Source organism: Pedobacter frigiditerrae, assembly GCF_004331645.1.
Taxonomy (GTDB): domain Bacteria; phylum Bacteroidota; class Bacteroidia; order Sphingobacteriales; family Sphingobacteriaceae; genus Pedobacter; species Pedobacter frigiditerrae.
Genome location: NZ_SJSK01000001.1, coordinates 350,223 through 365,506 on the forward strand (window position 1 = coordinate 350,223; position 15,284 = coordinate 365,506).

Here is a 15,284-nt window from a genome sequence, read left to right on the forward strand (position 1 = left end):
CACCAAGGTTAAAATTCGTTGAATATGTAAACGTCTCTTTTTCAATTTCTTTGACAAACCTAAACAAATAACAATAATTTTCTACATTTGGCTTGTAACATTGCCTTGATATGACCACAAATATAAACGAAGGTTTAAACCTAAAAGTTAAGAACACACCAACGGGAAGTACATTAACCTGTAAAGGTTGGGTACAAGAGGCAGCATTAAGAATGTTGTTAAACAACCTAGACCCAGAGGTTGCTGAAAGACCAGAAGATTTAATTGTTTATGGCGGAAGAGGAAAGGCCGCTCGTAACAAAGAAGCTTTAGAACTAATTATTAAAGCCTTACAGAACTTAGAAGATAACGAGACTTTATTAATTCAATCGGGTAAACCAGTAGGTGTTTTACCAACTCATAAAGATGCACCAAGGGTTTTAATTTCTAATTCGCAATTGGTTCCAAAATGGGCAACACAACAACATTTTGATGAGTTGGAAGATAAAGGCTTAATGATGTACGGCCAAATGACAGCTGGTTCTTGGATATATATCGGCTCACAAGGAATTGTACAAGGCACCTACGAAACCTACTCGGCACTTGCCAAAAAACATTTCCAAAGTAATTTAAAAGGAACGTTAAATGTTACTGCTGGTTTAGGCGGAATGGGCGGCGCACAACCTTTGGCCATTACAATGAATCAAGGAGTTTGCCTAGCGGCGGATGTAGAAGAATGGCGAATCAAAAAGCGCTTAGAAACCAGATATATTGATGAAATTTCTTATGATATTGATGAAGCAATCGACAAAGCATTACAATACAAAAAAGAAAATAAGGCACTTTCAATTGGTGTAGTTTGCAATGCAGTTGAGCTTTTGCAGCGATTAATTGATAGAAATATTGTTCCAGATACATTAACCGACCAAACTTCTGCACACGATCCATTGATTGGTTATTTCCCAGAAGGATTAGGTGTAGCTGAAGCAAATGTATTAAGAACTGAAAACCCTACCGAATATACCAAGCATTCTTACGCTACAATGGCTAAACATGTTCAGCAAATGCTGGAGCTACAAAAACGTGGCGCAATCACTTTCGATTATGGCAATAACTTGCGTGGAAGGGCTTTGGAAGCTGGTGTTAAAAACGCTTTCGATTTTCCTGGCTTTGTACCTGCCTACATTCGTCCTTTATTTTGTGAAGGAAAAGGACCTTTTAGATGGGCAGCCTTAAGTGGCGACCCTCAAGATATTTATGAAACCGATAAATTGATTTTGGAGTTGTTTCCAGAAAATGAAAGTTTACGCCAATGGATTAAAATGGCTCAAGAACGAATTGCTTTTCAGGGTTTACCTGCCAGAATTTGTTGGCTGGGGCAAGGAGAAAGAGAAAAAGCTGGCTTAGCCTTTAACAAATTAGTAGCCGATGGAAAAGTGAAAGCGCCTATTGTTATTGGTCGCGACCATTTAGATACGGGCTCTGTTGCTTCTCCAAATCGTGAAACAGAAGCTATGCTTGATGGCTCCGATGCTGTTGCAGATTGGCCAATTTTAAATGCGCTGATCAATACTGCTGGTGGTGCAAGTTGGGTTTCTTTGCATCATGGTGGTGGTGTTGGCATTGGTTATTCTATTCACGCCGGTATGGTTATCGTTGCCGATGGAACTGAAGACGCAGCAATACGCATTAAACGTGTATTACATAACGACCCTGCAATGGGCGTAATTCGCCACGCTGATGCTGGTTACGATATTGCAAAAGATACATTAAGAAAACATAGATTGGGATTGAAGTAGACTCATCCTGAGCTTGTCGAAGGACAATTGAAGAGTTTTCGATTACGCTCAGACCGACAATTCTTTAATTTTTCCAAAAATAATATTAAGTTTGCCTTAAGGAAATGGTGTCTTCCTATTTGAACCGCCCTAAAAAGCTGATGACGCCTGGTTATGAATGTAAAAACATTTAATCAGGGTATTATGTCATTAAAAAAAGAAAAATCGATCAGCAAAAAAATCAATCTTAATATTTTAATTTTTTTCAGGAAATATCCTGCTATTCCATACATCTTAAAATGGCTGTTTATCAGTTTAATTGTAGGTGGCTTAATTGGCACAGCATCTGCCGGATTTTTGCAATCTTTAGAATGGGTTACCAATTTCCGAGAAAATCATATATGGATAATTGGCTTTTTACCAATTGCAGGTTTGCTTATTGGCTTGCTCTATTATTATTGGGGCAAAGATGTTGAAGCAGGTAACAATTTATTGATTGATACCATTCATGAACCCAAACAAATTATTCCTTTTAAAATGATGCCCTTTGTGTATTTGGGCACAATGGCTACACATCTATTTGGTGGTTCTGCAGGACGTGAAGGTACTGCTTTACAAATGGCAGGTGCAATTGCCGACCAATTCAGCAAACCTTTTAAGCTGTCTTCAGATGAGAGAAAGATTTTAATTATTGCCGCAATTGCTGCAGGTTTTGGATCTGTTTTCGGAACACCTTTGGCTGGCGCCGTATTCGGAATGGAAGTCTTTTTAATCGGCAAATTAAAATACGATTCGATTTTTCCTGCATTTGCATCAGCAATCATTGCAGATTTAGTTACTAAACTTTGGAATACACACCATACCGTTTATCACATAGACTTTGTTCCAAATGTTTCTTTCTTAAACCTTATTTATGCGATAATTGCAGGTGTTATTTTTGGCTTATGCGCCGCAGCATTTAGCAAAACCTTGCATTATGTTGGTTCTATTTTCAAATCGAAAATAAAATATCCTCCACTTAGACCATTAATTGGAGGTATAATCCTGGTAATCATTATTTACCTTTCAGGAACTACGAAATACATTGGCTTAGGTATTCCAACCATTGTTGAATCATTTAACCAACAATTACCAACTTATAGTTTTGCCATAAAAATGGCATTAACCATACTCACTTTGGCTGCTGGTTTTAAAGGCGGCGAAGTAACTCCACTATTTTTTATTGGCGCAACCTTGGGCAGTGCTTTATCGTTATTTTTGCCGTTACCCGTTGGACTTTTAGCCGGAATGGGCTTTGTTGCTGTTTTTGCTGGTGCAACCAATACTCCTTTAGCTTGTATATTTATGGCAATGGAGTTATTTGGTAGCGAATGTGGAATATATGTGGCCATTGCTTGCACTATTTCTTACCTGCTTTCTGGCCCCAATGGAATTTATGGCAAACAAGCAGTAGGAGAAGCTAAACATAGTAGATTTAAGAACTACATCAATAAGCGAATCAGCGAGATTTAGTTATAATAAGCATCAAATAGCTTATTTCTAAATTTATATTCAGGGTCATATTTTTTCTTTAATTTGAAAAATTCCAAGGCATTAGGATATGCTTTCAAAAATTGTTCTTTACGAGCATAGATTTGATATGGCAAATAATAAGAACCTTTTTCGACTATTGAAGCATCAATTAATTGACCTGTCCATATTTTTACTTTTTCTTTATCAGCATCTAAAACTCCTTGTTTATAATAAATTACAAAAGCAAAAACTTCAGCCTTTGCCCAAGCCATCTGTGAGCCAGGGTCGCGATTTGCATGCCTAATTGAAATATTCATTACGTTGACTTTATTCTCTTTCAAAACCCTAATCATTTTTGGATAAAAAGAACCAAATTGCGCTATAGGAACAAAGTATTCTTGCAGTACATAAGTAGATTTCTCACGAGAACTTGGTTCCAATTCTGCCACATCATAAGTCGCCTCATAATTTCTCCACTCAACTACGTTTCCAGAATAATACAATGGATTAATAACATCCTTTCTTAACCATTTTCCAAAGCAAGAATTTGAAACAGTTTTTATCGCGAATCGATTCATCACATAACTACCATCATTGGGCTTCAACCTGTCTTTAATTGTCAATTCCTTATCTGTTTTCATATAAGAAATTGCCCTAATCTCATCAAAATCCCTAGGGTAAATATCTGCGTTATGAAAAATTACATCTGAATTGTTTTTTATGGTGTTTGAGAAAAAATGATTGTATCCACTAATCTTCATTACGGTATCTTTCCGTTCTACTTTACAATTTTCTGTTAATGAAAGGGTAACTTCTGTAATTACCCCAATACCACCATATCCTCCAATTGCAGCATAAAAAATTTCTTGATTTTGGAATGGGCTAGCGGCTATCAAATCACCATTGGCTAGTAAAATTTTTATGCTTTTAACTGATAAAATAATTGGGCCTTGTCCAACATATCTGCCGTGTACATTTACACTTAAAGAACCACCAACAGTGAAATTTGCATAAGTCTGCATTATTTTAACCGACAAATCGTACTTGTCTATAAATTGAATTAATTCTCTCCACCTTATTCCTGCTTGAACTGTAATTTCTTTTTGCTCTTTCGAAAAACTAATAATACGATTGAACTTACGCATATCTATTTGGATTGTATTCTCAGTTGCAGTTTGTCCACCCATACTAAATCTTCCTCCGCCTATAGAAATTGTTCCTTTTTGATTTTTAACAACACCTATAATTTCTGAGTTAGTTGTTGGCACTACAACTCGCTGAACCTTTATTGGGTTAAGTTGAGAAACATCATTAACAATATTTTGTTCTTCTTTTGGGTTATCAATTGAACAAGAAGAAATTATTAATAGAAAATAAAGTATCGATAGTCGAAAATATTTTTCCATAATCCAATATCAATAAATTTCAGGAAATTACAGCTCATTTTATTGCAAATTCGTGATAAATAAAATCTTAATTTTGAGTGCTTTCGCAAACCAACACCACATTTTTTACGTTTTTAAATAAAAAGAAAATGGCAACTCAGGCGCAAATCAAAAAAGGTTATATCGATTACGTTTTAACACATAACGAGCAACCTAAATCAGTTTATAGTTTTGTTAAGAAATTAAAAATAACAGAGGCTGATTTTTATGCTTTTTATGGTTCGTTTGAAAGCATTGAAAAGAACATTTGGTTTGAGCTTACTGTAGAAACCATTGATGAGATTCAGAAACAAGAACTTTGGGAGCAATATTCGTCAAGAGAGAAAATATTATCCTTCTTCTATAGTTATGTTGAGTTGCTGAAAAGTCAAAGAAGCTTTGTAATTTATAGTTTGAAAAAACACGGCATTAGGTTATCAACTCCTGAAGTTTTATCGGGGGTTAAACCGATTTTCGAAAACTTCGCAGAGCAAATTATTAATGAAGGTTTGGAAAGTGGCGAACTTGCCGAACGCAAATTCTTTAGCAAACGCTATAAAGATGCACTTTGGGTTCAATATGCATTTATCTTAAACTTTTGGGTAAATGATGATAGCAATGGTTTTGAAAAAACAGATGAAGCCATTGAAAGAGGCATTCAAGTTACGTTCGATTTATTTCAACGTTCTCCAATAGACAACCTTTTCGAATATGGAAAATTCCTTTCGCAAAACGGAAAGTTGAAAGAAAAGATGGGATTTTAGGCTAATGAAGGCACAAGAAACAATGCCTACCACCAAGGTAGAGCGCTCGGCGAAATTTGTAAAAACAGGTTTCCAGATTGGTGGAAATTACATTAAACATTATTCAAAAAAAATCTTCAATCCAGAGCTTAGTCGCGATGAATTGAATGAAGATAACGCATCAGATATATACAATTCTTTAAGTGAATTAAAAGGTTCTGCATTAAAGATTGCACAAATGCTCAGTATGGATAAAAACACCTTGCCAAGAGCTTATGTAGATAAATTTACGCAATCTCAATACAACGCACCTCCATTATCCGGACCGCTAATTGTACGCACATTTACCAAGAGTTTCGGCAAGACACCTGAGAAAATATTCGATAAATTTAACATCAAATCTACTCACGCTGCCTCAATTGGGCAAGTCCATGAAGCTGAGTTAGATGGTAAAAAACTAGCCATTAAAATTCAATACCCGGGTGTTGGAGATAGCATTTCATCTGATTTAAAATTGGTTAAACCTTTTGCTTTCCGGTTATTGGGAATGAGCGAAAAGGAGCTAAATATCTATATCAAGGAAGTTGAAGAACGCTTATTAGAAGAGACAGATTATGAGCGTGAAGTTCGCAGTTCAATGGAATTTGCTGAAGCTTGTAAAAATTTAGATAATGTTGTTTTCCCTAATTATTACCCAGCCCTTTCTAGCAATAGAATTATTACCATGGATTGGATTGAAGGAATGCATTTAAAAGAGTTTTTAAAGACAAATCCTTCGCAAGAATTAAAGAATAAAATTGGTCAGGCATTGTGGGATTTCTATAATTTCCAGCAACACGAATTAAGAAAAGTACACGCCGACCCGCATCCAGGAAATTTTTTAATTACCAAGGATGAAAAGTTAGGGGCCATAGATTTTGGCTGTATTAAAGAAATGCCTGATGATTTTTATGAGCCATTTTTCTCGCTAACCTCTACAGATTTATTTGAGAATAAAGAAGAAACCATCAAGGCTTTTAGAAAACTAGAAATGATTTTGGCAAATGATACGCCAGCACAAATTGAATTCTATTACAAAGCCTATAAGGAAATGATTAGCCTTTTTGCTAAACCATACATCACTCCAACCTTTGATTTTAGTCAGAATGATTTTTTTGAAGCTTTATACAGCTATGGCGAAAAGATTGCTAAAATGCCAGAATTTAAACAAGCACGTGGTGTAAAACATTTCATTTACATTAACCGTACAAATTTTGGCTTGTACAATATTTTGAATGAACTAAAAGCAACAGTCAAAACAGATACTTTTAAACCTCACGTTTCTAAAAGTTTTTAAGCAGCTCATTTCGAGTAGTTTTTGAAAAGCAATATTGTTGTCAATCTGAATGGTCTTGCCCCGCTATTCCTGGCCGGCAGGCCGGCGCTTTGTTTCACTTCGTGTCGTGCTCGCCACTATGGTTTAGGAAATAGGCCTTTGCAAAGAAACCGTTCATAGCAGCAAAACCCTGCGTAAATTAAACCTGACAGCAGTGGAAATATCCCGATTCTTCATCGGGAATTGTAACGAATGGCAGGACTAACATTAAAAAGAAACTCTACTTTTGCTTTTCAAATTATTAACGATTTAAATTTTGTCAAAGCTCCAAGTATGTTGTTATAACTTTAACAAAGTTCATCAAGTTTAAAACCTAAACATCGTATCCTTTCCGCCAACTTTGCCACCAAAATTTTGGATATTATAAGTGAGGGTCAGCAAGCCGTGTCTGCCAATATTATTTGTTCTTAAATCTCTTGCAGTGTTTTCAGTAATGTAAACATAACGACGGTTATTAGTATTTAAGATATCGTTAACAGATAATTTAAGTTGCAACCTATCATTTTTCATAAAAAGTGTGGTAACTGCTGCATTCCAAAAACTGATGGTATTATTTTGCCCATTAAGCGTTTGGGTGTTGTACTGTAAACGGTAATTGGTTTCCCAAACTACCTTTTTAGGTATGCGGATAATTAATTCGGTATCACTTCCGTGGTTGTAATAATTTAGATCCCTAAAAAAGTTATCGGTGTAAAAACTTTTGTTAAAACCGAAGCTGTAAGTTTCTCCAAACTCAAGTTTATCATTCAAATTAATTCTTCCACCAATGCGGGGGCCGCCATTAATGATCTTGCTCTCGCTAATAATGTTATTTACTATGACGTAACTTTTATTGTAATTGCCCCAATAACTAGCACTTACGGTAAACTGTTTTTTTGTGCTTTTAAAATCTTTAGAAATACTACCATTACTGTGAAACTGCCAAATACCATCTCGATTAACCGGTGTTACGGTTTGTACGCCACCATCGCCAATTACTCTCGACATAATTACACCATCATTTTGTACGCTACCACCTAGGTACAAGTTATAACTCAATGTTTTTTGTGTATCGTATTTGTACAAATTCATATTTACCTGATGTGTTTTGGACGGTCGTAAATTCGAATTACCATTTTGAATATAGAATTGATTAGTATTGTTTGCAATTGGTTGCAAATATCTTACATCGGCCTCTCTAAAAGATGGCGAATAACTAAAGTTTAAATTTTTATACCTTATGGTTAATTGCGGGGCAAAAAAATTAAAATGTTGGTCGAAGTTTTGGTTATTGGTAAACTCATTTTTTAAATCAATAGTATTAAAAACAAAACCTGGCTGAATATTTAAGTCTTTAGTTATGGCCCATCGTAAACTTACTCTGTTGTTGGTTTTATAACCACTTTGATTTACTGTTTCGCTAAGACTAGGCACTGCCATATCATAAGCTTGATTGTTCGGGTTTCTGAAAAAAGTAACCAAAGCGTTTTCATTGTCTATATAATTAGCGCTACTTGCAATGCTCAACGTTAAAACTTTACTAAGCGGTTCGCTGTAGTTTCCGTTTAGGTTAATATTAAAATTAAAAATGCTATTATCCCTTAGTTGATCTAATAATACAGTTGGACTTTGTGGGAGGTAGAAATTGCTTTCGTTAATATTAAAATTATCTGTTAGGTTATCTCTTTGCGACACATTTAAGGTAAGGTTTAGCGACCTGCCTTTTTTCTTAAAGTCTTTCCAAAGGTTGGTGCTAATGTTATAATCAGTAGTACGCCCTTTTAATTTAGAAATGTTATTACCTTCACTTTCAAGCTGAAAATTGTTGTTAAAAGTTGAGGTAACTAAAGTGCCATCGTTATTTGCAATACCAATTGAGACGTTTGGTTCGATAATTAGTTTTGTTAAACTATCTAATTTTGCTTCTATTTTGCCACCAAAATTATGGCTATAATTTATATTGTTTTGCAATGATTGACTGTTTGTAAATAATCGCCTGTTACCCAGCATTTGGTCTACATCTGTTTGTGTATCATTAAAGTTATCGCTATAACCTAAAAAGTATTTCCCATTAATCTTCAATCCTTTTTTAGTAATCGTATTAAAATTAGCTCCTCCACCGGCTGATTTTTGTACCCCACCATTCATAGAACCCCCAAAGGAAATTCCGTTTAAAGAAAAGCCTCCGTCTGAATTAACTGAAGTTGAGTTTACACCTGATCTTGAGAAACCTCCAATACGCATTACATCGCTAATGCTAAAACCAGGCTTGTTTACATTATTGCCATAACCTAAAACACTAACTTGTGTGGTATCTCTAAAAAAATTCATAATACCACCAGCTTCAAAAAGTTCTTTAAAACCACCACCAGCATAAATTTTACCAAAAGCACCACTTTTAATTGCTTTCTTTAATTTCAGATTAATGATTTGTGGTATGTTACCTGCTACCACATCAGGATCTCTCCGCTTTGCCTCAGGATCATCGCTTAATTGCACTTTATCGATAATGTTTGCAGGCAGATTTTTAGTCGCTATTTGCTGATCTCCACCAAAGAATTCTTTTCCGTCAACTAATATTTTACTAACGGATTTTCCATTAACCATAATTGCCCCATTTGCATCAATAGCTACTCCTGGCAACTTTTTCAATAAATCTTCAACTACAGCACTTGGCAAAGTTTTAAAAGATTCGGCATTAAATTCTATGGTATCTTTTCTCACAATAACTGGTGGCCGCTCAGAGAGGATGACTACTTCATTTAGATTGTTTCTTTTTTCTGATAAAGCTAAACTTCCAAAATTTACGTTTGGCTCAGTAACGGTTATAGAAACCTCCTTACGAACAATGTTATACATCCAGGCATTAATTACCAAACGATATTTTACGCCAATTTCAAGATTATTGATTTTAAAAATTCCCTTATCATCTGATAACTTATAAGTACTTAAAACGGTATCTGCTCCTTTAAAAACGGAAACAGTAGCATAATTTAATGTGGTTTTTTGATTTGCGCTATCTACTAAAACTCCTGTTACACTACCTTTTTGGGCAAACAATAAATTGGCAGTTAAAACTAAGGCAAGGCTAAATAAAATTCTCTTCATAAAATGAGATTAAATAAGATAAAATAAATAGAAGACACTACACTTTTAAGAATGTTGCATCAAACCTAAAAAAATAGTTGATTAAAATAATGATTTAACAGCTTTGTTACGAAACTCTTCGTAGATAAGTTAGCTCATTATTTAACGAGGATGATTATCCCTTGAGGATCGTTTTAGGAAAATGTAATAAAACTAGGAGTTGCCGCAGGTTAATAAATATCAAATCTGCGAATCTATGGCTAAAATTATCAAGCTAATAAAACAACTTTCCGATGTAATAGTTAAAATCTACTTCAATGTTATCTTTTGTTGCTCCTGCTAATTCGATTGGTTTAAATGCAGTTGTTAAATTATAGAATTTAAAATCTCCTCCTTTTACCTTCAACCTAACAGGCATATCAAATCCTTTAACATCGGCAATCCAACGAGCAGTAGCCTTACCATCTAAAACCCTTATTTCAAGAATTGGCAAGTTGGTATGTTTTAAATACTGGTCGAATACCTTAGTAAAATCCTTCCCAGATTGTTTGTTGATGTAACCAATTACATCTTCGGCATTAACTGTAGAATGATAAAATTCTTTATTCAAACCTCTTAAAATCGAACGCCATTTTTCATCATCATTAATAACGGTTCGCACCATATTCAAGAGATTTCCTCCTTTCGGGTACATATCTCCAGAGCCTTCCCTATTCACATTGTAAATCCCTTGAACCGGTGCCTGATTTAGAATGGCTTTTCGTGTGCCTTCAATATATTCTTGTCCGGCTTGTTTGCCAAACATACTTTCTGTAAATAATGATTCAGAGTAATTAGTAAAGCTTTCATGAATCCACATGTCAGCTAAATCTTTTGAGGTAATGTTGTTACCAAACCATTCGTGGCCACTTTCGTGAACAATGATGAAATCCCATTTTAAACCTATTCCAGTTGTAGACATGTCTCTGCCTAAATAACCATTTTGGTATTTATTGCCATAAGCAACTGCACTTTGATGTTCCATTCCTAAATGCGGGCTCTCCACTAATTTATAGCCGTCTTCATAAAATGGATAAGGACCAAACCAATACTCAAAAGACTTTAACATCGGTTTTACGTTAGCTGCAAATTGAACTTTCGCTTTCTCTAAATTTTCTGGCAATACCCAGTAGTCTAAAGTTAACTTGCCTTTTTCTCCTTCGTAAATATCATCAAAATGAACAAAGTCGCCAACGTTAAGTGCAACATCGTAATTGTTAATTGGGTTAGACACAAACCAATCGAAACGAGTGTAACCATCTTTTAGTTCGGTAGTTTTTCTTAATCTTCCATTAGAAATATCCTTTAAGCCCTTTGGCACACTTATGCTAATTAACATACTATCGACTTCATCTGCCTGATGGTCTTTATTTGGCCACCAAATACTTGCACCTACACCCTGACAAGCAGTTGCTATAAATGGTTTGCCTGCTACATCTTTTGCAAATACAAAACCACCATCCCAAGGGGCTCGTTTTGCAATAGTAGGATTACCTGAATAATATACGGTGAAGCTATTTTTACTACCTTTTTTTACCAAAGGAAAGTTTACAAAAACAGCATTAATTTCTCTTTTAAAGGTTAAGGATTTGCCTTTATAAATCACCTTTTCTACTTTAAAATTGGCAAATAAATCGAATTGTAACTTGGTAAAATCTCTAGTTGCTGTAAACTTAAACTCATTAGAACCGCTAATTGCCTTTTTATCAATATCTATTTTTAAGTCGAGGTGATAATAATTAATATCATAACAACTTCGCATAGGCGATAAATAACCACGAAGCGAGTCGGCCCTGCCATATTCTGCTTTTTCTACCAGTAATTGCGCATTGGCAGATAAAGTGATAAGAAAAATAAATGCAAATAAGTATATATTTTTGGAAAGTGTTGAGCTTGTTTTCATAAAAACCACCTGTTAAAAGACAAGCCAATTTAGGGAATAATTATGAAAAGACTTTCCTGAAATTAATCGGTATTAAACGGATATTAACTCTGGAGTTAACCACATAGAAACATAGGTAACATAAAAAGTAAATAAGCTTTAAAATATTACAGCTAATCCCATTTCCTTTATGCTCTTGTATCTGATAGTTCTTTTTAACGCAGAGAGCGCAAAGTTTTCGCAAAGTAAACTAAGCACAACTTCTTATCCCATTAAATCCCTCTAGCTTTTTTTCTTTGCGCTTTCTCTGTGTTCTTTGCGGTTAACCAAAGAATGCTTACAACAAAATCTTACTACTCACTTCTTTATCAATGGTAATATAACCAGGATATTTCACCAATCCGCCACCAACCATAATAGAAGGACGAATTTTTAACGTAACTATCCCTTTCTTTTCACTTCCAGAATTAGCCGCTTTTACAAAATCTGTAATATCTGAAAGCGCTGTTCCGTCTGACAAAAATTTATAGATATTAGCGTTTAACTGAACAGGAACATTGGTGGTCTGACCAGCATCAATGCTTACCTTTTGGTCAACCGTTCCGTTAGCAATTTCTTGCTTGTTAATTAAGATGATATAATCGAAATTATTAATCGCCGCTAAAGTTGACGAAGGATTAGAAATCTGCAAGTTTAGTTTTGCCTTTAGAGGAATATCCTTTCTTAAATAACCTAAAGCTAAGGAAGGCAAGCTGCTCAAGTCAATATTATTTCCTTTAATTAATTTCTGCACATCAGCACCACCAACTGTAATATTTGTTGCATTTAGGAGCTTATAATCGCACTTTTCTAATGCTTTAATTTGTTGCGCTTGTTTATTCACACTGCACGCTGATAATCCTACAACTAACAGGCAACCTAGAAAAAATCTATTCATCATTTTATAACGGTTATTTAAACACAAAGGTATAATCAACTATGGTACCAAAACTATTTTTGCTTAGTTAAATTGTTACGCAATTGAAGATTTATCACCCTTGGTTGTACTAAATTTTAATTAATTTAGTGATTTAAAACCTTGTATGAAACGCTTAATTTATCTTATTGCCTTTTTAATTTTTCCTGCTTTTTTAAAAGCACAAATGCAACAATTAAATGCTGCAGAAATTGCTTTGGGCATTGCAAAACTGAATGTTAAAGGTAGTGTTTTATATATCGCAGCTCATCCAGATGATGAAAACACTCGCCTGTTGGCTTATTTAGCTAAAGAAGCAAAAGTAAGAACTGGATATTTATCCTTAACCAGAGGTGATGGCGGACAGAACTTAATTGGTAACGAACAAGCAGAACTTTTAGGATTAATTAGAACGCAAGAATTGTTAGCGGCCAGAAGAACCGATGGAGCCGAACAATTTTTCACAAGAGCCAACGATTTTGGCTTTTCAAAAACATCAGATGAAAGCTTTAAAATTTGGGGCAAGGAACAGATTTTGTCAGATGTGGTTTGGGTAATTCGCAAGTTTCAACCAGATGTTATCATTACTCGTTTCCCCGAAGATGCACGAGCTGGCCATGGCCATCATGCTGGTTCGGCTATCTTAGCTAGAGAAGCTTTTGTAGCAGCGGCTGATAAAACTCGTTTCCCAGAGCAATTGAAATATGTAAAAGTTTGGCAAGCGAAGAGAATATTATGGAACACCTTTAATTTTGGTGGCAACAACACCACTTCTCCCGACCAACTGAAATTAGATGTGGGTTTATACAATCCATTATTAGGAAAAAGTTATGGCGAAATAGCTGCAATCAGTAGAACAAATCATAAAAGCCAAGGTTTTGGCTCTACCTTACAACGTGGCGAAGCTTATGAATTTTTCACTCCAGTTGCTGGCGAGCCGGCTAAGACTTCAATTTTTGATGGCATAGATTTAACCATAAAAGATAAAGCAGTTGAACTTTTATTAAGCGAGATTAAAAAGGAATATAATGTAGCGGCACCAGAGGCTATCCTGCCCAAATTACTTCAACTCAAAAAACTGACCGATTCAAAAGATTTTAATCATCAACTTTTAAATGAATTGATTTTAGCAACTGCCGGATTTTGGACCGAAGCCGTTACAACAGAAAATGCTTATGCCCTTGGCGATAGCGTTAAGTTTTCATTAAACACCATTTATAGAGCTAAAACCAGTTCCCCTTTAACAATTAAAGTAGATAATGTTTTTGCACTTGAAAATAATAAAATGCAAAGCCTAAGTATGAGCGCAAAGGCAAATGCAATTTCACAACCTTATTACCTCGAAAAAAATCATCCTATAGGAAGTTATATTATCGATAATCAAACCGATATTGGTTATCCTGAAAACCCAAAACCATTTGCTTTACACCGAACCGTTACCATAAATGGCACTGATATAAGTATCGATATTCCGATTTTATATAAAAATACAAATCCAGTAAAAGGCGAGCGTTATCAACCACTAGTTATTGCACCTGCAGTAACTGCCACGATGAGCGAAAAAGCTTATATCTTCAGTAGCAATTCTCCTAAAACAATTACTGTTCAATTGAAAAATTTTCGCAATAACAGTACTGGTTTTATAACGCCACAATTACCAAAAGGATGGAAAAGTAATCCAGAGAAAATAGATTTTAACCTAACCAGAAAGGGCGATGAGCAAAACATTAGTTTTAGCATTACTCCCGGAGGCGATATAAACAGCGGCAATATTACGCTACAAGTTAATACCGATGGAAAAATAGATGATAAAGGTCTAAAAATCATCAGTTATGAACATATCCCAACAATTACAATCTTCCCTCAAGCAACTGCCCGACTAGAAAAGATAGACTTAAAAATTGCAGGGAAAAAAATTGGTTATTTAGATGGCGCCGGAGATTTAACTGCTGATGCCTTAAAAGAAATGGGTTATCAGGTTACTAATTTAAACCCTGCACAAGTTTTAACCAGCGACCTGTCTACTTTTGATGCAATTGTGGTTGGTGTTCGTTTTTATAACATTAACGATGATGCAAAAATTGTTCAGCCAAAACTATTGGCTTACGTTCAAAATGGCGGCACTTTGTTAATTCAATACAATGTAAACAATGGATTAAAATATTCAAACTTTGGACCGTATCCATTTAAGTTGGCTAACAAAAGGGTAACCGAAGAAGATGCAAAAGTTAACTTCATTAACCCTAAAAGTGCTGCTTTAAATTATCCAAACAAAATAACTGAAAAGGATTTTGATGGCTGGATACAAGAAAGAGGATTATATTTTGCAACAGATATAGACCCAAAATATGCAACCGTTTTGAGTATGAAAGATACTGGAGAAACTGAAAGCGATGGCTCCTTATTAATCGCCGATTATGGCAAAGGAAAATTCGTTTATACTTCCCTAGTTTTCTTTAGAGAATTACCGGCTGGTGTGCCGGGCGCTTACCGTTTATTCGCAAATTTATTAGCTCCGAAACAACCCTAAA

9 protein-coding genes and 1 riboswitch are annotated in these 15,284 nt (G+C 35.1%); of the genes, 5 read left to right on the forward strand and 4 right to left on the reverse strand.

Translation table 11 applies throughout. The annotated features are described in order from the left end of the window. Window positions 1-110: 110 nt before the first annotated feature. Complete coding sequence (gene hutU / locus EZ428_RS01505; protein WP_131551341.1) at window positions 111-1,778, forward strand: urocanate hydratase; 1,668 nt, start codon at window positions 111-113, stop codon at window positions 1,776-1,778. 91 nt (window positions 1,779-1,869) lie between these two features. Then, a riboswitch (Fluoride riboswitch) is annotated at window positions 1,870-1,935 on the forward strand. A 26-nt stretch (window positions 1,936-1,961) separates the two neighbouring features. Then, window positions 1,962-3,269 (forward strand): voltage-gated chloride channel family protein, encoded by a 1,308-nt coding sequence (locus EZ428_RS01510; RefSeq protein WP_205945584.1) that lies wholly within the window; start codon window positions 1,962-1,964, stop codon window positions 3,267-3,269. Here EZ428_RS01510 and EZ428_RS01515 read toward each other — a convergent pair. Continuing rightward, window positions 3,266-4,675, reverse strand: coding sequence for an FAD-binding oxidoreductase (locus tag EZ428_RS01515; RefSeq protein ID WP_131551342.1), 1,410 nt, complete (start codon window positions 4,673-4,675; stop codon window positions 3,266-3,268). The genes EZ428_RS01510 and EZ428_RS01515 overlap by 4 nt on opposite strands. Before the next feature lie 128 nt (window positions 4,676-4,803). Between EZ428_RS01515 and EZ428_RS01520 the strand changes: the two genes are divergently transcribed. Together EZ428_RS01520 and EZ428_RS01525 are read left to right on the forward strand one after the other, a co-directional pair. Beyond that, window positions 4,804-5,457, forward strand: a complete 654-nt coding sequence (locus EZ428_RS01520) for a TetR family transcriptional regulator C-terminal domain-containing protein (protein ID WP_131551343.1) — start codon at window positions 4,804-4,806, stop codon at window positions 5,455-5,457. Window positions 5,458-5,461: 4 nt separating this feature from the next. After that, on the forward strand, window positions 5,462-6,772 hold the full coding sequence (locus EZ428_RS01525; RefSeq protein WP_131551344.1) for an ABC1 kinase family protein: 1,311 nt from the start codon (window positions 5,462-5,464) through the stop codon (window positions 6,770-6,772). 345 nt (window positions 6,773-7,117) lie between these two features. On the opposite strand, the gene EZ428_RS01530 is transcribed toward EZ428_RS01525, so the two are convergent. From EZ428_RS01530 to EZ428_RS01540, 3 genes are all read right to left on the reverse strand, one after another. Further along, window positions 7,118-9,898 carry an outer membrane beta-barrel protein gene (locus EZ428_RS01530; RefSeq protein ID WP_131551345.1) on the reverse strand — a complete coding sequence of 927 codons (2,781 nt, stop codon included), beginning with the start codon at window positions 9,896-9,898 and terminating at the stop codon, window positions 7,118-7,120. Between the two features lie 253 nt (window positions 9,899-10,151). Continuing rightward, entirely contained in the window at window positions 10,152-11,819 is a 1,668-nt protein-coding gene (locus tag EZ428_RS01535) for a M1 family metallopeptidase (protein WP_131551346.1), read from the reverse strand. 316 nt (window positions 11,820-12,135) lie between these two features. Continuing rightward, complete coding sequence (locus EZ428_RS01540; protein WP_225870970.1) at window positions 12,136-12,738, reverse strand: LEA type 2 family protein; 603 nt, start codon at window positions 12,736-12,738, stop codon at window positions 12,136-12,138. A gap of 142 nt (window positions 12,739-12,880) precedes the next feature. On the opposite strand from EZ428_RS01540, the gene EZ428_RS01545 reads away from it, so the two are divergent. Continuing rightward, window positions 12,881-15,283: a PIG-L family deacetylase gene (locus EZ428_RS01545; protein WP_131551347.1), complete on the forward strand. Its 2,403-nt coding sequence runs from the start codon at window positions 12,881-12,883 to the stop codon at window positions 15,281-15,283. The last annotated feature ends 1 nt before the right edge of the window (window position 15,284 follow it).